Annotated in this window: 17 protein-coding genes; 9 read left to right on the forward strand and 8 right to left on the reverse strand. The window is 65.9% G+C overall.

The genetic code is table 11. The features are described 5' to 3' along the window. Window positions 1–321: 321 nt before the first annotated feature. Window positions 322–669, reverse strand: a complete 348-nt coding sequence (locus IOC82_RS05535; RefSeq protein WP_290545187.1) for a hypothetical protein — start codon at window positions 667–669, stop codon at window positions 322–324. Between the two features lie 153 nt (window positions 670–822). Beyond that, complete coding sequence (locus tag IOC82_RS05540) at window positions 823–1,758, reverse strand: 1-phosphofructokinase family hexose kinase (protein WP_290545188.1); 936 nt, start codon at window positions 1,756–1,758, stop codon at window positions 823–825. 75 nt (window positions 1,759–1,833) lie between these two features. On the opposite strand from IOC82_RS05540, the gene IOC82_RS05545 reads away from it, so the two are divergent. After that, a complete protein-coding gene (locus IOC82_RS05545; RefSeq protein ID WP_290545189.1) occupies window positions 1,834–2,175 on the forward strand; it encodes a LysR family transcriptional regulator in 342 nt (113 codons plus the stop codon). A 27-nt stretch (window positions 2,176–2,202) separates the two neighbouring features. Here IOC82_RS05545 and modC read toward each other — a convergent pair whose 3' ends face one another. From modC to IOC82_RS05565, 4 genes are all read right to left on the reverse strand, one after another. Continuing rightward, a complete protein-coding gene (gene modC / locus IOC82_RS05550; protein ID WP_290545190.1) occupies window positions 2,203–3,294 on the reverse strand; it encodes a molybdenum ABC transporter ATP-binding protein in 1,092 nt (363 codons plus the stop codon). Next, complete coding sequence (gene modB, locus IOC82_RS05555; RefSeq protein ID WP_290545191.1) at window positions 3,291–3,986, reverse strand: molybdate ABC transporter permease subunit; 696 nt, start codon at window positions 3,984–3,986, stop codon at window positions 3,291–3,293. Before modB ends, modC begins: the two co-directional genes overlap by 4 nt. A gap of 96 nt (window positions 3,987–4,082) precedes the next feature. Then, entirely contained in the window at window positions 4,083–4,496 is a 414-nt protein-coding gene (locus tag IOC82_RS05560) for a cytochrome c (protein ID WP_290545192.1), read from the reverse strand. Beyond that, window positions 4,493–5,701 carry a pyrophosphate--fructose-6-phosphate 1-phosphotransferase gene (locus IOC82_RS05565; RefSeq protein WP_290545193.1) on the reverse strand — a complete coding sequence of 403 codons (1,209 nt, stop codon included), beginning with the start codon at window positions 5,699–5,701 and terminating at the stop codon, window positions 4,493–4,495. Before IOC82_RS05565 ends, IOC82_RS05560 begins: the two co-directional genes overlap by 4 nt. A 160-nt stretch (window positions 5,702–5,861) precedes the next feature. On the opposite strand from IOC82_RS05565, the gene IOC82_RS05570 reads away from it, so the two are divergent. Then, a complete protein-coding gene (locus tag IOC82_RS05570; protein ID WP_290545194.1) occupies window positions 5,862–6,338 on the forward strand; it encodes a DUF2852 domain-containing protein in 477 nt (158 codons plus the stop codon). Between the two features lie 53 nt (window positions 6,339–6,391). Here the strand turns inward: IOC82_RS05570 and IOC82_RS05575 are convergent, their stop codons facing one another. Further along, window positions 6,392–6,793: a flagellar biosynthetic protein FliO gene (locus tag IOC82_RS05575; RefSeq protein ID WP_290545195.1), complete on the reverse strand. Its 402-nt coding sequence runs from the start codon at window positions 6,791–6,793 to the stop codon at window positions 6,392–6,394. A gap of 187 nt (window positions 6,794–6,980) precedes the next feature. Here IOC82_RS05575 and IOC82_RS05580 point away from each other — a divergent pair, with 187 nt between their 5' ends. The 7 genes from IOC82_RS05580 to IOC82_RS05610 all read left to right on the forward strand — a co-directional run bounded on the left by IOC82_RS05580 (window position 6,981) and on the right by IOC82_RS05610 (window position 15,079). Further along, window positions 6,981–9,506: a PAS domain-containing sensor histidine kinase gene (locus tag IOC82_RS05580; protein WP_290545196.1), complete on the forward strand. Its 2,526-nt coding sequence runs from the start codon at window positions 6,981–6,983 to the stop codon at window positions 9,504–9,506. A gap of 76 nt (window positions 9,507–9,582) precedes the next feature. Continuing rightward, on the forward strand, window positions 9,583–10,929 hold the full coding sequence (locus IOC82_RS05585) for an amidase (protein ID WP_290545197.1): 1,347 nt from the start codon (window positions 9,583–9,585) through the stop codon (window positions 10,927–10,929). Window positions 10,930–11,162: 233 nt separating this feature from the next. After that, the gene (gene recA, locus IOC82_RS05590; RefSeq protein ID WP_290545198.1) at window positions 11,163–12,236 is read left to right on the forward strand and encodes a recombinase RecA; all 1,074 of its coding nucleotides are present in this window, start codon (window positions 11,163–11,165) and stop codon (window positions 12,234–12,236) included. A 230-nt stretch (window positions 12,237–12,466) separates the two neighbouring features. Next, window positions 12,467–13,186 carry an SDR family oxidoreductase gene (locus IOC82_RS05595; RefSeq protein ID WP_290545199.1) on the forward strand — a complete coding sequence of 240 codons (720 nt, stop codon included), beginning with the start codon at window positions 12,467–12,469 and terminating at the stop codon, window positions 13,184–13,186. A 10-nt stretch (window positions 13,187–13,196) separates the two neighbouring features. Then, window positions 13,197–13,340, forward strand: a complete 144-nt coding sequence (locus IOC82_RS05600) for a DUF2256 domain-containing protein (protein ID WP_366935649.1) — start codon at window positions 13,197–13,199, stop codon at window positions 13,338–13,340. Beyond that, window positions 13,337–14,839 (forward strand): cryptochrome/photolyase family protein, encoded by a 1,503-nt coding sequence (locus IOC82_RS05605; RefSeq protein WP_290545201.1) that lies wholly within the window; start codon window positions 13,337–13,339, stop codon window positions 14,837–14,839. Before IOC82_RS05600 ends, IOC82_RS05605 begins: the two co-directional genes overlap by 4 nt. Before the next feature lie 99 nt (window positions 14,840–14,938). After that, window positions 14,939–15,079, forward strand: a complete 141-nt coding sequence (locus IOC82_RS05610; RefSeq protein ID WP_290545202.1) for a hypothetical protein — start codon at window positions 14,939–14,941, stop codon at window positions 15,077–15,079. A gap of 38 nt (window positions 15,080–15,117) precedes the next feature. Here IOC82_RS05610 and IOC82_RS05615 read toward each other — a convergent pair whose 3' ends face one another. Next, the gene (locus tag IOC82_RS05615; RefSeq protein WP_290545203.1) at window positions 15,118–15,897 is read right to left on the reverse strand and encodes a hypothetical protein; all 780 of its coding nucleotides are present in this window, start codon (window positions 15,895–15,897) and stop codon (window positions 15,118–15,120) included. Window positions 15,898–15,915: the final 18 nt, after the last annotated feature.

Raw genomic sequence — 15,915 nt, forward strand, 5'->3', positions numbered from 1 at the left:
CGAGAAACAGACCGAACAGCAACGAAAACATCGAACGCATTGCAGCCTCCTCAGGTTGCGTTTCCCGGAGCATCACGCGGACAGGCCGCACGGCCTGCGCCGCGAAACATGCCGCAGAGTCGAGAGCCGGCGCCGCTTTCCACCCTCACGGGCAGAAGCATAACAGAGCCCGTTGACCTATGGTTAAACCAGGGAGAGGAATTCTGTGAACCGAAAAATGCGAAAACTGCCATCACAAATTGACTGCGCTGGTGTTGTGCCCCCGCAACGTAGAGGGACCGCCTCATGCCGGCGGTTCCCCGGTCTTCAATCCGCGACGGCTCAGGAGCGCTTCTGGATGCAGCTGTTGTATTTCTTCCAGTAATGGTTATTCCAGCGCTGTGAGCCGCGGACGGCGCCGCCGACGCCGCCGACGCCCGCGCCCACCGCCGCGCCGGTGCCCACGCCGCTGCCCTTGCCGCCGGTCACCAGGCCGCCGATGATGCCGCCCGCCACCGCGCCGGCAATGGCGCCGCCCGCCGTGGTGCCCAGCGACTTTTCATCGGCGTATTTTTCGGCCTTGCGGCGGCAGTAGTTCTTGTCGCTCTGGGTCAGCCCCGCGTACGAGGCGTCCACCATGAAGGCAGGCACAACGAGCAGGGTGAGGCAGAACAGGGCTGCTTTTTTCATCTTGCGATCTCCGCTTTGGCAATGGCGTCAATGTCTCACAGGGGACCGCGCCAGGCAAGCCCGCCGCCCGCCGCGCCCGCCGCCGGAACGGCGGGGAAACGCCCGATGTTCCGCGCCGCCGCCTGCCGCGGCCCGGTGGCGGAGGACCATGATTCATGCAGGCCGCCTGCCGCCCGCTGTCTCGAACAGATTGAACACATCCTCCCTCCGGCACAGCGAAGTGCCTGGGTTGGCGGTGGCTGCAGCGCCTGCCGCGATGGCGAGCAGGAAGGCCTGCTCGATCTCCCAGCCCTGCGACAGCGCCAACACCATGGCGCCGAGGAAGCTGTCGCCCGCGCCCACGGCGGAGCGCACCTTGACCTTCATGGCAGGAAGCCGCAGCAGCCTGTCCGCCGTGGCCAGGACCGCGCCGTCTGCCCCAAGGGTCACCGCCACCATGCGCGCCTGGCCGCGGGCGATGATGGCCTTGGCAGCCGCCTCGATGCCCGCCGCGTCAAGCGCTTGCCCGGCATAGCTCTCGAGCTCGCTCTGGCTCGGCTTCACGAGGAAGATGCCGCCATGATCGAGGGCGGCCTTCAGCGCCGCGCCCGAGGTGTCGAGCACGAAGGGCAGGCCATTGCGCGCGGCTGCCCTGGCGAGCCTCGCATAGCTGTCAACCGGCGCGCCGCGCGGCAGGCTGCCGGAGGCGACGGCGAAGCCTTCCGTCTTGCGCATGATCGCATCGGCGCAGGCATCGATCTCGTGGCCGTGCACCTCGGGACCCTCTGGCAGGAAGCGGTATTCGAGCCCGGTCGACTGGTCATGCACCATCAGCGCCACGCGCGTTTCGCCTTCGATGGGGACAGGCTTCCAGGCGATGCCCTCGTCCTTCAGCAGGCGGCCGAGAAAGTCGCCCATCTCCCAGCCCGACAGCGCCAGCGCCTCGACCTCGCCGCCCAGCGTCGAGATCACGCGCGCCACGTTGATGCCGCCGCCACCCGGCTCGAAACTGGTGTCCGTCAGCCGCACCTTGTGGGTGGGCTGAACCCTGGCAGCCTCGCCGAAGACGTCAATGGTGGGGTTGAGGGTTATGGTCAGCACGGCGGCCATGAAAGGGGTCCTTGTGGCACTGGATTTGGGGCGGCGTTTGTTCGATCATCGTCCTGTGACGAAAGAGCGAATCCCATGGCAGACCTCAGCATCCGCATCGATTTCGGTCCAGACCTGAGAGTGGGGCCCGGCAAGATCTTACTGCTGGAGCAGATCGCGGCGCTGGGCTCGATCTCGGCCGGGGGCCGCGCCATGGACATGTCCTACCGCCGCGCCTGGGAACTGATCGAGGAGCTGAACGGCATCTTCGGGAAGCCGGTGGTCCAATCCCGCAGCGGCGGCAAGAAGGGCGGCGGAGCGACCCTCACCCCGCTGGGCCTGAGCCTGATCTCGCGCTACCGCGCCATGGAGCGCGCTGCCGCGGCGGCCACCGAGCCGCACCTCAGGGCGCTCACTTCTGAAATAGCGAAATTTTAGGCAGAATACAACGGATTCGCACGGCGGTCAGCGCGGGTCGGCGCCTGGGCCGCTCACCGACACAGCCTTCACCACGGCATAGGCGGGCGTTCCGGGGGCAAGCTTCAGCACGGCGGCCGAATGCCGTGTGATGCGCGCCATGACTGCCGCGCCGCCGCAGTCGAGCCTCACGTTCACCGACGCGGCATCGGCCGGCGCGATTGCGGCCACCGTGCCCCTGAGGATATTCAATGCACTGATGGCTCTCGGCTCCTCCAGCGCCAGCATCACGTCGCGCGCCCGGATGCGGACGCGGGCAGGCGTGCCCGCGGGGCCAAGGTGGCCTGGTACATAGACGTCGCCCGCGGATGAGGACAGGCGGGTGAGATCGAAGCCCGCATCATGTGCCGCAACCGTCATGTCGATGATGACCCCGCCTTCCTCGCGCTCTTCCGCCGGCACCAAGTCGAGGCGCTGGGCGATTTCCGCCGCGGGGCCGAAGGCCACGAGCTTGCCCTGCGAGAGAACCGCCACGCCGGAGGCGAGCCGCATCACCTCCGCCACGGAGTGGCTGACATAGACAATAGGAATTTTAACCTCATCGCGCAGGCGCTCGAGATAAGGCATGATTTCCGCCTTGCGCGCGGCATCGAGCGAGGCGAGGGGCTCGTCCATCAGGAGCAGGCGCGGCGAGGCGAGCAGCGCCCGGCCGATGGCCACGCGCTGCTTCTCGCCGCCCGAGAGTTCGCGCGGCCGGCGCTTCAGCAGGTGGCCGATGCCGAGCAGCTCGAGGATCGGCGCCTTCCTGGCGTAACGTTCCGACTTCGGCGCGAACCATTCGCCATAGGCGAGATTGGCCTCGACGCTCATATGGGGGAAGAGGCGGGCCTCCTGGAACACATAGCCGATCCGGCGCTTGCTGGGCGGCAGGAAGATGCCCTGCGCGGTGTCGACGAGCAGCGTGCCGCCGACGCTTATCCGCGCGAAGTCCGGGCGGATCAATCCCGCGATCACGTTGACCAGCGAAGTTTTGCCGCAGCCAGAGGCGCCGAAGATCGCGGTGATCCCGCCCGTGCTGGCGAAAGCGGCTTCGAGGGTCAGGCTGCCGAGCCTGTGGCGCACGTCGGCGTCGAGGCTCATGCGGCGATCCGTTGCCCCGCGCGGCGGGCGAGGAACTCGGAGACGAGCAGCGCGCCGAGCGAGATCGCAATGGAAATGGCGGTGAGCTTGAGGGCGCCGGCGTCGCCGCCCGGCGCCTGCGTCAGCGTGTAGATGGCGGTGGGCAGCGTCTGCGTCTCGCCGGGAATGTTCGAGACGAAGGTGATGGTGGCCCCGAACTCGCCCATGGCCTTGGCGAAGCACAGGATCATGCCGGCAATGATGCCGGGCAGCGTCAAGGGCAGCGTCACGGTGAGGAACACCCACAGCGCACTGGCGCCCAGCGTCGAGGACGCGGCCTCGAGCCTTGTGTCCACCGCCTCGATGGACAGCCGGATGGCCCGCACCATCAGTGGAAATCCCATCACCGCGCAGGCCAGCGCCGCACCCGTCCAGCGGAAGGCGAACACGATACCGATCTCCGCCAGCCAGGCGCCGATGGGCCCTCTTGTGCCGAAGGTGAGGAGGAGGAGATAGCCCGTCACCACCGGCGGCATCACGAGAGGCAGGTGCACGATGCCGTTCAGGAGCGATTTGCCCCAGAACTCCTTGCGCGCCAGCAGCCAGGCCACAGCGAGCGCCACGGGCAGACTGGCGATCATCGCCACCGTCGCGACCCTCAGGCTCAGGCGCACCGCCTGCCATTCCTCGGGAGTGAGCGAGAGGAGAGTCATGCAGCGCTTTCGCCGGGGTGACGGTGCACTTGCAGCTTGAGAGGGGCAGGCGTCATTCCCGACGAACTATAACATATGCCCGTCACCGGCAACAGCTCACGGCGCCTGGACCGACTGGACATATTTCACCAGACCGGCAATCCGCCGCGACGCGTCATCGGAGGCCTTCATGGCGTCCTCGACCCTCGTGCTCTTGCCCACCTCCTGGGTGACGAAGACATCGCCCCAGATCGGCATTTCGCGGGTGCCGTGGCCGTCCGGCATGTCGAGGCCGGCGATGGTCTCGAACACCTTCTGGCCGGGGAATGAACCATATCTCCGGGTAACCATGGTGAGGTCCGCCGGCTTCCTGGCGAGATGCGGGGCCTGCGGGCCGTCGCCCTTGCCGTCAATCCCATGGCAGGGGGCGCAGAGCTTGACGAAATCGGCCTTGCCCCGGCCGGGCTCCTCGTCCGCCGCGGCGGGTGCGGCGAACAGCGCAAGGCAGAGCAGGGCGGGGAAGCACCTCATGCGGTCTGGCCGATGTCCTTCAGCATCTCGGCGAACCATGGCGTGTGGACGTCGAAATGCTTGCCGCCCTTGATGCGCGGGAACTCGATGGCGCGGAGTTCGTCGTCTTTGTCCTCGTCATGGCCGATGACGCCCGAGACGCCGTCGAGCGCTGAGTCGACCGCCACATGCACCATGGCGCGGATCAAATCGAGGTCGGCCTGGTTGGCCGCGGCCGAGCGGCCGAAATAGCCGGACTTCTGGACGAGCGTCTTGTCCGCTCCGATCTTCCTGGCGAACTGCTTGCCGAACCAGTCGCCCACCTTCACGCTGTCGAGGCGCACATGGCCGAAGGCGTCGCGCTCCACAGGCTCGCCCTTGGCCTCGAGCTCGGCTACGATTTCCTGCACGCAGGCGCCTTCGGAGACGAAGATCGAGACCGAGTCGTACTGGTCCATCACCTTGCGCAGGCGGGCCGCCTCTTTCTCCATGTCGATCGTCATCTCGGGAACATATACCGCGTCGATGTCCTTGTGCTTCCTGTCGAGGTTGAACTCAGGAAGAAATTCCAAATGATCCAGACGGCCGCGCCAGGCCCTGGCGGTGGCTGCGGTGAGCCAGCCGCAGTGGCGGCCCATCACCTCGTGGATCACCAGCTGGCGCGACGAGGTCGACTGCTCGTTGACAACATTCTCGAAGAACAGCGCGCCGTGCTCGGCGGCCGTCCAGGCGCCCAGCGTCTGGCGGATCGGGATCACGTCATTGTCGATGGTTTTCGGCAGGCCCACCACGGTGAGCTCGTAGCCATTGGCATGAAGATAGGCCGCGAGGTCGGCGGCGGTGGTGTTGGTGTCGTCGCCGCCGATGGTGTGGAGGATGGTGACGCCGTCCTTCACCAGCTGTTTCGCCGCCACCTTGAGCGGGTCCTCGCCATCCTTGACGAGGCCGCGCTTCACGCAGTCGGCGGCGTTGGTCAGCTTGACGCGGCTGTTACCCAGGGGCGAGCCGCCATGGCCGTGCAGCACATGAGCGCGGCGGCGCACCTCCGGCGTGACGGGAATGTATTTGCCCTGGAGCAGGCCCTTGTAGCCCGCAAGGTAGCCGATCATCGGCGCATCGGGGGCAATCTCAGAGTAGCGCTCGATGAGCCCGCCCACCGCCGAGGAGAGGCAAGGGGCGAGGCCTCCCGCGGTCAGCATCGCGATTTTGTGGTGTGTGTGGGTCATCCTTACCTAACTCCCCGGTAAATCAGGACTTATGGATTTAGCACCCGGACGGGACTTGGGAAACCCGGCAAAATGGCGGAGGCTGCATTCCGATTTTCATTGAAGGAGCGCGGTGGGGTTCCCATGTGCATGGCTGTCAACTTTGGAGAGAGGATCGGAGATGACATATTCGGCTTCGGCTGGTTTGGAGCAGAACGGCGGCGCGCGTCGTGGCTGCGGCTCAATGGGCCGTTGGTCGCCGTGGGAGGTCGGTGCGGTTGTCGCGGCCTTCGTGGTGTTCTGGCCTTTGGGCTTGGTCGCCATGTTCCTGAAGTGGAAGAACGGCGAAATCTGGAAGGGCTCGGCCGCACAGTCCGCCCCGTGGAATGGCCTCAAGGCCGATTTCGCGAGCTGGAAATCCGGCTGGAAGAGCCAATCCTATGGCTTCGCGGGCGGGTTTTCGGGTTCTGGCAACGCCGCCTTCGACGACTACAAACGCGAGCAGCTCAAGCGGCTCGACGATGAGCGCCGCAGGCTGGAGGATGAGCAGAAGGCCTTCCGCGATTTCGTGGAGCGCCTGCGCCGCGCCAAGGACCAAGACGAATTCGACCGCTTCATGGCCGAGCGCCGTTCGGCGCCGCCATCCGCCTACGCGTAAGTCGCGTCACCGAAAGAGCGGGAGCCCGGCCATTGGCCGGGCTTTTTCAGTTTTCAGAGTTCGCGTTCCCCGCGCCGCGGCTGCACCTTCTCGACGAAGGCGGGAGGCCGCGGCGCCAGCTTGGCCGTTCCAACGGCGGTTGCCGCGGGGAGCGGCGGGCTGTTTCCGGAGCCGGCCTGGTTGGACGGGGTGTGGAAGGGTCCGATGCCGCCCTCGATGACGAGGTCCTGCGGACCGCCGATGAGGATCAGGTGCTCGACATTGTCGCGCCGCACCAGCACCAGGCGTCGGTCCCTGTCGACATTGTAGTATTCGCTGATGCCGAGGCGCTGGCCGCGCCGGCCCCCGGCGACGCGCGGACTGAAATTGCGCCAAACGGCGAGCAGGATGATCAGGATCATCAGGATTGCCGCCGCCAGGATGATATTGTGCGTGTTCTCGTTCAGGAAATTCATCCGCGCTCCCACTCCGCAAAGGCGATACGGCAGTCTCGCCGGCTCGCGCTGGCGCGCCGTCCCTTGCCCCGGCCTTTGACTCTGGCGGGAGGCCGGAAATTTGTAAAGCGAAGATCGGGGCGCGGGGGGCGAACGATTCCGCAGGCACCCAATTGCCCTATACTGCTCATGATTCGGGGTTGGATTGATGACGGACAGGAATGCACCGGTGACAGGCGGGATCGCGGCGCCGGAAGTCATTGGGTTTGGCGAAGCGGGCCGGCCCGCGCTTGCCCTGCTGCTGGCGCTTGCCGTTGCCGCCGCGGCCGTCTTCGGGCTGGGCCAGATTCACGGCGGCGCGCCGCGCGGGCTGCTGTGGGCCGGAGCGGCCCTGGCGGCGCTGGGCCTGGCGTCGCTCCTTGGGCTGGTGGCGGGGGTGCTGCGCATCGGCCGCGGCCGCAGCGACCGCGCGTTTTTTGACGCGCTCACCGCCGCAATCGGCCACCCGCTGGTGGTGACCGATGCGCAAGGCCGCGCCATCTATGCCAATGCCGCCTATGAAACGCTCAGCGCCAGGGCCGGCCGTCTTGTCGGCATGGACGTGCTCTTCGCGCCCTATGCCGAATTCTCCGCCCCCGTCTATCAGCTCGCCCAGGCCGTGGCCGAGGGCCGCAGCGAATTCCGCGAACTGCGCGTGGCGCAGGGAGCGGCCGCCCCTTGCGCCAGCGCCGGCCGCCCGGTCTGGGTGAAACTCTCCGCCACGCCCATCGCGGGCGGCGGGATGCCGCTGCGCCTCTGGCAGCTCGAAGACATCAGCGAGGACCGGGCGCAGCAGGAACAAGCCTTCTCGCGCCTCCAGTTCATAATCACCTATCTCGACAATGCGCCTGCCGGCTTTTTCTCGACGCTTGCCGGGGGCCAGGTGGACTACATCAACGCCACGCTGGCGCAGTGGCTGGGGATCGACCTCCCGCAGGCGCAGACCTCCGGCATGAAGCTCGCCGACCTCGTGGGCGAGCAGGCCGCACAGCTGGTTTCCGGTGTCGCGCCCAAGCCCGGCACGGCGGTGACCGAAAGCTTCGGCCTCGACCTGCGCAACACGGTCACCGGCAAGCTTATCCCGGTGCAGCTGATCCATCACATGGAGTTCGATGCCGAGGGCCAGCCCTCGCCATCGCGCACCATCGTGGTGCCCCGTCATCTTGCCGGCACCTCCGCCGCGGGCGGCGAGATCTCGGCGCCGCGGCTATCGCGCTTCATCAACAACGCGCCCATCGGCATCGCCGAGATCGGCAAGGACGGGATCGTGCGCATGGCCAACGGCGCATTCCTCGAACTCTCGCCCAAGGCGCGGCGCGGCTCGGAACTCTCCGCCGCCATCGTGGCCGCCGAACGCGCCACATTGCTGCAGGCCCTTTCTGCCGCTCTCCGTGGCGAGGGCAGTCTCCACCAGATCGAGGCGAACGTCGAAGGCGCAATCCCGCGCAACGTTCTCTTCACATTCACCAGGCTCGCGCCCGAGGATGACACGGCGGTGGTCTTCGCGGTGGACAAGACCGAGAACAAGTCGCTCGAAGTGCAGCTCGCCCAAAGCCAGAAGCTGATGGCGGTGGGCCAGCTGGCCTCCGGCATCGCGCATGACTTCAACAACGTGCTGACCCCGATCATCGGCTTTGCCGACCTGCTGCTGGCGAAGATGCGGCCGACCGACCCCGCCTTCGCGGATGTCATGAACATCAAGCAGAACGCCAACCGCGCGGCCAACCTGGTGCGTCAGTTGCTCGCCTTCTCCCGCAAGCAGACGCTGCAGCCCAAGGTGCACGTGCTGACCGAGGCGCTGTCCGACCTCGGCAATCTCCTGGGCCGCGTGCTGGGCGAAAAGGTATCGCTCAAGATCAACCACGACCGCGAACTGGGCCTCGTGATGGTCGACATCCACCAGTTCGAGCAGGTGATCATCAACCTCGCTGTCAATGCGCGCGACGCGATGCCGAATGGCGGCTCGCTTACCGTGCGCACCTATAATGTGGGGGTGGAGGAGTCGCGCTCCATCATGCCCTCGCTCTTACCGCCCGGCGAATATATCGCCTGCGAGGTGCAGGACACGGGTACCGGCATTCCGCCCGAAATCCGGGACAAGATCTGGGAGCCTTTCTTCTCGACCAAAGACGTGGGCAAGGGCACGGGCCTCGGTCTTTCCACTGTCTATGGCATCGTAAAGCAGACGGGCGGCTTCATCTTCTGCGACAGCGAGGTGGGCAAGGGCACCACCTTCCGCATCTACCTGCCGCGCTACTACCCGAAGACGTCGGATGAAGCCCCCGCCGGGGAGAAGCCGGCGGAGGCGCCTAAGCGCGATTACACCGGCAAGGAGCGCATTCTGCTGGTCGAGGACGAGGACGCGGTGCGCGCGTTCGCGCTCCGCGCGCTCACCTCGCGCGGCTACACCGTGGTCGAGGCTGACTCGGGCGAAAGCGCCATCGAGAAGATCGACATGGACGGGAAGGGCTTCGACCTCATCATCTCCGACGTCGTCATGCCGGAAATGGACGGCCCCACGCTGCTCCGTGAACTGAGGAAGCGCGGCATCGAAACCAAGTTCGTCTTCGTCTCGGGCTATCCCGGCGAGCAGTTCGAACAGGACCTCGAAGGCCACGCCGGATACAGCTTCATGCCCAAGCCCTTCTCGCTGAAGCAGCTGGTCGAGAAGGTGAAGGAGGCGATGGAGGGATAGGGGCCACGAGTCCTTCATCGGCTTCGCCGGTCTTTGAATCATCCTAAGCCATACGTCACGTCCCGGGGATTTCACCATGCCGACACTCGCCGAACTCTCCCGCCAGCTGGCCGAACACGCTGTCACCTCCCGCCAACTCGTCGAGCAGTCCCTGGCCGCTATCGCCGATCCGGCAGGCGAGGGCGCGCGCACCTTTACCGCTGTCGATGCCGAGGGTGCGCTTGCGGCAGCCGATTTCGTCGACAGGCAGCGAAAGCGCGGCCGGGAGGTCTCAGCCCTCGCTGGCATTCCCTTTTCCGCGAAGGACATCTTCGACCTCGCGGGCGAGGTGACCACGGCGGGCTCCACGGTGCTGCGCGACGATCCGCCAGCATCTGCCGATGCCGTGGCCATCGCGCGGCTGAAACACAAGGGGATGATCGTCATCGGCCGCACCAACATGACCGAGTTCGCCTATTCCGGCGTCGGCCTCAACCCCCATTACGGCACGCCGCGTTCCCCTTTCGACCGGGCGGCGGGGCGCATCCCCGGCGGCTCGTCGTCCGGTGCTGCCGTCTCGGTGGCCGATGGCATGGTGGCGCTCGGCATCGGCACCGACACCGGCGGTTCCTGCCGGGTGCCTGCCTCCTATTGCGGCATCGCCGGCTATAAATCGAGCCACGGCCGTGTGCCGCTCACCGGCTGCAATCCGCTTTCAGCAAGCTTCGACACCATCGGCCCGCTGGCCACCTCCGTTGCCTGCTGCGCCATGGCGGATGCGATCATGGCCGGCGACTGGGATGGCATCGTGCCGCAGCGCCAGGTGAAGAGCCTCCGCCTCGCCGTGCTGCAGGACGCCGTGCTCGACGGGCTCGGCCCGCAAGTGGAGCGCAATTTCGCCCAGGCACTGAAGAGTTTCGAGGCGGCCGGTGCGGTGCTCTCCGGCATGCGCTTCCCCGAGCTGCGCGAGATCCCGGCGATCAACAGCAAGGGCGGCATCGTCGCCGCGGAGGCGCTCTTCAATCACCGCGCCCGCATGGCTGCGCGCGGCGAGGAATATGACCCGCGCGTCCGCTTCCGCATCGCGGCGGCGGAGTCGATCTCGGCTGCCGATTATCTTGGCTACGTGGCGCGCCGCCGCGAGATGATCGCACTCTTCGCCAGCCGCTTCACCGGCTATGACGCCGTGCTGTTGCCCACGACGCTCAACGTCGCGCCCGCCATTGCCGAACTGGCGGAGGACAGCGACTACTTCCGCTTCAACGCCATGAGTCTGCGCAATACCTATGTGGGCAACTTTCTCAACGGCTGCGCCATCTCGCTTCCCATGCAGGCCGCGGGCGAGGCGCCCTGCGGGTTGATGGCCATGGCGCCGTGGGGGCATGACCGGGGCCTTTTCGGCGTTGCGGGGGCGCTGGAGCGGGTGCTGGCGGCACGCACATGATGCAGGCGGAAGCGCGAATAACCCGCAGTCTGACGGAATTATCCGTACACGTCCTGTCGTTCCGGTATGTTCGATTTCCGTTCGGCGTGTTAATCATCAAATCAATCGCTTAGCCAAGTTCGATTTTTCTCTTGCGTGATGAACAGAAATAGAACATAGTTCGAACAACGGTGACGCGGCGGCGCTGGCACAGGCCCTCCGGTGGACCCATTGAACAGCAAGGAGTAAACCGAATGGCACAGTCTTCAAATCTGCGGGTCGTCGAGAATTCCATGGACAAGAACAAGGCACTGGATGCCGCGCTGAGCCAGATCGAGCGCGCCTTCGGCAAGGGCTCCATCATGAAGCTCGGCGCCTCCACCGCGCTGGAGATCGAGGCGATCTCCACCGGTTCGCTGGGCCTCGACATCGCGCTCGGCATCGGCGGCCTGCCCAAGGGCCGCGTCATTGAAATCTATGGTCCGGAATCCTCCGGCAAGACCACGCTGGCGCTGCAGACCATCGCGGAGGCCCAGAAGCGCGGCGGCATCTGCGCCTTCGTCGACGCCGAACATGCCTTGGACCCCGTCTATGCCCGCAAGCTCGGCGTCAAGGTCGATGACCTGCTCATCTCCCAGCCCGACACCGGCGAGCAGGCGCTCGAAATTGCGGACACGCTGGTGCGCTCCGGCGCGGTCGAGGTGCTGGTGATCGACTCGGTCGCCGCCTTGACGCCGCGTGCCGAACTTGAGGGCGAGATGGGCGACCAGCTGCCGGGCCTCCAGGCCCGCCTGATGAGCCAGGCGCTCCGGAAGCTCACGGGCTCTATCTCCAAGACCAACTGCATGGTCATCTTCATCAACCAGATCCGCATGAAGATCGGCGTCATGTTCGGCTCGCCCGAAACCACGACCGGCGGCAATGCGCTGAAATTCTATGCCTCCGTCCGTCTCGACATCCGCCGCATCGGCGCCATCAAGGACCGTGACGAGGTGGTAGGCAACCAGACCCGCGTGAAAGTGGTCAAGAACAAGGTGGCGCCCCCCTTCAAGCAGGTCGAGTTCGACATCATGTATGGCGAGGGCATCTCCAAGGTCGGCGAGCTGATCGACCTTGGCGTTACTGCCGGCGTGGTGGAGAAGTCGGGTTCCTGGTTCTCGTATAATGGCGAGCGCATCGGGCAGGGGCGTGAGAACGCCAAGGCCTTCCTGCGCCAGAATCCGGACATGGCCAATGCCATCGAGGCGACCATTCGCGGCAATGCCGGCATTGTCGCCGCTGCGCTCAGCAACGGCGCCGAAAAGGACGACTCCGGCTCGGAAGACTGATCGTCCCTTCCGTCATTCACTCAGAGAACCCGGACGCCAAGTCCAAGGGGCGTCCGGCTGCCCACGGTGTTTGCCCCACACCGCCTGAGCCGGCGCCCTCCGTCACCCCACGGAGGGCGCCAAGACCACCCTTTCCTCTTGTTCCGGCGCCGGAAGCGGGGCTCCGGCTTTCGCCAGCGTGCCGGTCAAGGGGGCTGAACCGCCCTCATCACTCCCGCGTATAACGTTTCATGACCACTATCATTATCGGCGCCACCGGCGGCATCGGGTCCGCTCTTTGCCGCAGGCTTGCAACAGCGCGCCACACGATCCACGCCATCGGCCGCGACCCCGCGAAGCTTGGCGCACTCATCGCCGAAACCGGCGGCACCCATGCGGTCGCCGACGTCACTGACCGCGCGCAACTTGAAGCCGCCATCAAGGCCGCCGGTCCCACGGTCTCAGGCCTCGCCTATTGCGTGGGCTCCATCAACCTCAAGCCAGTCAGCCGCATCACGGACGAGGATGTCGAGCGCGACTTCCGCCTCAACGCGCTCGGCGCCCTCCACGCCGTGCAGTTCGCCTTGCCGGCGCTGAAGGCCAGCGGCAATGCCTCCGTCGTTCTCTTCTCCACCGTCGCCGTGGCGCAGGGGTTCGCGTCACATGCCTCGATCGGCATGGCCAAGGGCGCGGTCGAAGGCCTCATGCTGTCGCTCGCCGCCGAGTTGGCGCCGAAGATCCGGGTCAACTGCGTTGCTCCGTCGCTGACGAAAACCCCGCTCGCCGCAGCCCTCACCGGCAATGAGCAGATGGCCACCGCCATCGCGGCTCTTCATCCGCTGCAGCGCCTCGGCGAAGCCGATGATGTCGCCGCCGCTGCTGCCTTCCTGCTCTCGCCGGACGCGTCATGGATCACCGGCCAGGCGATCAACGTCGACGGCGGCCGATCCTCACTCCGCACCAAGGGCTGACATGCCCCGCATGCGGAAGAAGGCGGAGCTTCCGGGCAAGACCTGTGCTGTCTGTGGCCGCCCCTTCACCTGGCGCAAGAAGTGGGCGCGTGACTGGGAGAATGTGAAGACCTGCTCAGACCGCTGCCGAGCGCAACTCAAGAAGGCGAAATGAGCACGCTCCGCATCGTGCTCGGCGACCAGTTGACGCGTGGCCTTTCAAGCCTGCGCGGCTACGTGCCGGGCGACACGGTGCTGATGATGGAGGTGGCGGAGGAAGCCACCTATGTGAAGCACCACAAGCAGAAACTCGTCTTCATCCTGTCCGCCATGCGCCACTTCGCGGGCGAACTCCGCCAGCATGGCTTCACCGTCGACTACATTCCCCTCGACGATCCCGCTAACAGCGGTTCCTTCACCGGCGAAGTCGAGCGTGCCGTTGCCCGTCACAAACCTTCGCGCATCGTCGTTACCGAACCTGGCGAATGGCGCGTCAAGGAGATGATGAAGGGCTGGGGCGCCGAGATCCTCTCCGATGACCGCTTCTTCGCAACAACCGCCTCCTTCGCCGCCTGGGCCAACGGCCGCAAGCAGTTGCGCATGGAATTCTTCTACCGCGACATGCGCCGCCTGTCGGGGGTGCTCATGGAGGGCGAGAAGCCCGCTGGCGGCCAGTGGAACTTCGACCACGACAACAGGAAGTCACTGCCCAGGGACGTGACACCCCCGAAGCGCCGCCGCTTCGGACCCGATGCGGTCACGCGCGAGGTGATGGACCTTGTGGCGGCCCGTTTCCCCAGTCACTTCGGCGATCTCGAGCCCTTCGGCTGGGCGGTGACGCGCGCCGGTGCGCTTGAAGCGCTCGACCATTTTATCGCCTCCTGCCTGCCCAATTTCGGCGACTATCAGGACGCGATGAAGCAGGGCGACGCCTTCCTCTATCACGCCGTCATCTCGCCCTATCTCAACATCGGCCTGCTCACCCCGCGCGAAATCTGCGACCGCGCGCAAAAAGCGTGGAGCAGGGGAGACGCCCCGCTCAACGCCGTCGAGGGTTTTATCCGCCAGATCCTCGGCTGGCGCGAATATGTGCGTGGCCTCTACTGGCTCAAGATGCCGGACTATGCGGCCAGCAACTTTCTCGACGCCCGCCGCCCGCTCCCCGCATTCTACTGGACGGCCGGGACCGAGATGAACTGCATGGCCCAGGCCATCGGCGACACCAAACGCCACGCCTATGCCCACCATATCCAGCGATTGATGGTCACGGGCAATTTCGCGCTGCTCGCCGGGCTCGATCCGCGCCAGGTCGAGCAATGGTATCTCCTCGTCTATGCCGATGCCTTCGAGTGGGTGGAACTCCCCAACACCCACGGCATGGCGCTTTTCGCCGACGGCGGCGTGATGGCGTCGAAGCCCTACGCCGCATCGGGCGCCTACATCGACCGCATGTCGGACTATTGCAGCGGCTGCCGCTTCAAGCCTGAGGTGAAGCTGGGTCCCAAGGCCTGCCCCTTCAATTACCTCTACTGGGACTTCCTCCTCCGCAATGAGGGAAAGCTCAAGGGGAACCCGCGCATGGCCATGCCCTACCGCACGCTCGCCAAGATGGAAGACGTGCGGAGGGCCGACATTACCAGGCACGCTGCGACGTTCCTGGACGGGTTGAACTAGCAGACAGGCCGGATGAGGGCTCTTTTCATGGGTGGAAGAACTCTCATCTTGAACTGTAATCAATCCAGCTACATATAAACCTCCCGAAAGCAAGGTTATATGGATATCGGCATCGACACCTTCGCGGACGTGGCCCTTGGTGGCTCGTACCCCAAGCGCCTGCGTGAGCTGGTGGAGAAGATGGAACTGGCCGGAGAGGCAGGCCCAGATGTCTTGGGCCTGGGCGGGCACGGCCCGTGACGGGACGGACTTCATTCCGCTACCGGACAAAATAGGTCTCAGTTGCCGAGCAGGATGTCGCGTGCTTCGCCGGCTGCGATGTTGAAGGTGGCGGTCAAGAGCTCCGCGCCCACTTCGGCGCGCGCGGTGTAGGTGCCGGGGAGCAGGGTGACATTGGCATTGATGCCGCTGCGCGCCGCGATGGCCCCGCCCGACTCGTCTTCGATCTCCCAGCGCACGGCGGCATTGGGATCGCCGACGAAGGCGAGGCGCGCCAGGCCCGCCTTGTGCACGATCTTGACCGTGGCGACGCGGCCCGCCGCCACATGAACGTCGGCCACGGCTTTCACGTTGCCGGTCGAGACCTGGCTCTCGACGCGGTAGATGCCGCGCGGCAGGCGGATGATCTCGCCCGGCGTCACCGGGACGGCGGCCAGCTTGCGGCCATCCATCGAGAACACGCGCACGCGCGAGGCGGCGGGGGGCACGTCGATATTGCCCAGCATCGGCTCCACCTTGAGGCCGCCGGCATCGAGCAGCAGGCTCAGCTTCAGCCGCGTGGCGGGCGGAATGCTAACGAGTTTTTCGACCAGCGTTGCTCCATAGCTCGCGTCAACCACATAGTCGCCGGGGGCAAGCGAGACGTCGGCCGTGCCGTCGGCGCCCGAATAAACGGTTTCGCCGCCGGACCCGCGGATCTTCCAGGAGATATTCTGCTGCAGCGGACCGCCATCGGCGGTGAGGCGGGCGGAAAGTTCAAGCCCTTCGCGGCCGGGCTGCACCAGTTGGATGGAAAGGCCATGCGCCGCATCGGCCAGGGCGGGGAGGGCGGAGCACATGAAAAACGCCACCGCGCA

Origin of the sequence: Aestuariivirga sp. (genome assembly GCF_020252395.1) — a bacterium.
Lineage (GTDB): Bacteria > Pseudomonadota > Alphaproteobacteria > Rhizobiales > Aestuariivirgaceae > Aestuariivirga.

What these genes read in the sequence shown, in the direction of transcription:
- IOC82_RS05535 (WP_290545187.1), bottom strand. Translation starts at nt 669, where the DNA reads ATGAAAAAAGCAGCCCTGTTCTGCCTCACCCTGCTCGTTGTGCCTGCC.
- IOC82_RS05540 (WP_290545188.1), bottom strand. Translation starts at nt 1,758, where the DNA reads ATGGCCGCCGTGCTGACCATAACCCTCAACCCCACCATTGACGTCTTC.
- IOC82_RS05545 (WP_290545189.1), top strand. Translation starts at nt 1,834, where the DNA reads ATGGCAGACCTCAGCATCCGCATCGATTTCGGTCCAGACCTGAGAGTG.
- modC (WP_290545190.1), bottom strand. Translation starts at nt 3,294, where the DNA reads ATGAGCCTCGACGCCGACGTGCGCCACAGGCTCGGCAGCCTGACCCTC.
- modB (WP_290545191.1), bottom strand. Translation starts at nt 3,986, where the DNA reads ATGACTCTCCTCTCGCTCACTCCCGAGGAATGGCAGGCGGTGCGCCTG.
- IOC82_RS05560 (WP_290545192.1), bottom strand. Translation starts at nt 4,496, where the DNA reads ATGAGGTGCTTCCCCGCCCTGCTCTGCCTTGCGCTGTTCGCCGCACCC.
- IOC82_RS05565 (WP_290545193.1), bottom strand. Translation starts at nt 5,701, where the DNA reads ATGACCCACACACACCACAAAATCGCGATGCTGACCGCGGGAGGCCTC.
- IOC82_RS05570 (WP_290545194.1), top strand. Translation starts at nt 5,862, where the DNA reads ATGACATATTCGGCTTCGGCTGGTTTGGAGCAGAACGGCGGCGCGCGT.
- IOC82_RS05575 (WP_290545195.1), bottom strand. Translation starts at nt 6,793, where the DNA reads ATGAATTTCCTGAACGAGAACACGCACAATATCATCCTGGCGGCGGCA.
- IOC82_RS05580 (WP_290545196.1), top strand. Translation starts at nt 6,981, where the DNA reads ATGACGGACAGGAATGCACCGGTGACAGGCGGGATCGCGGCGCCGGAA.
- IOC82_RS05585 (WP_290545197.1), top strand. Translation starts at nt 9,583, where the DNA reads ATGCCGACACTCGCCGAACTCTCCCGCCAGCTGGCCGAACACGCTGTC.
- recA (WP_290545198.1), top strand. Translation starts at nt 11,163, where the DNA reads ATGGCACAGTCTTCAAATCTGCGGGTCGTCGAGAATTCCATGGACAAG.
- IOC82_RS05595 (WP_290545199.1), top strand. Translation starts at nt 12,467, where the DNA reads ATGACCACTATCATTATCGGCGCCACCGGCGGCATCGGGTCCGCTCTT.
- IOC82_RS05600 (WP_366935649.1), top strand. Translation starts at nt 13,197, where the DNA reads ATGCGGAAGAAGGCGGAGCTTCCGGGCAAGACCTGTGCTGTCTGTGGC.
- IOC82_RS05605 (WP_290545201.1), top strand. Translation starts at nt 13,337, where the DNA reads ATGAGCACGCTCCGCATCGTGCTCGGCGACCAGTTGACGCGTGGCCTT.
- IOC82_RS05610 (WP_290545202.1), top strand. Translation starts at nt 14,939, where the DNA reads ATGGATATCGGCATCGACACCTTCGCGGACGTGGCCCTTGGTGGCTCG.
- IOC82_RS05615 (WP_290545203.1), bottom strand. Translation starts at nt 15,897, where the DNA reads ATGTGCTCCGCCCTCCCCGCCCTGGCCGATGCGGCGCATGGCCTTTCC.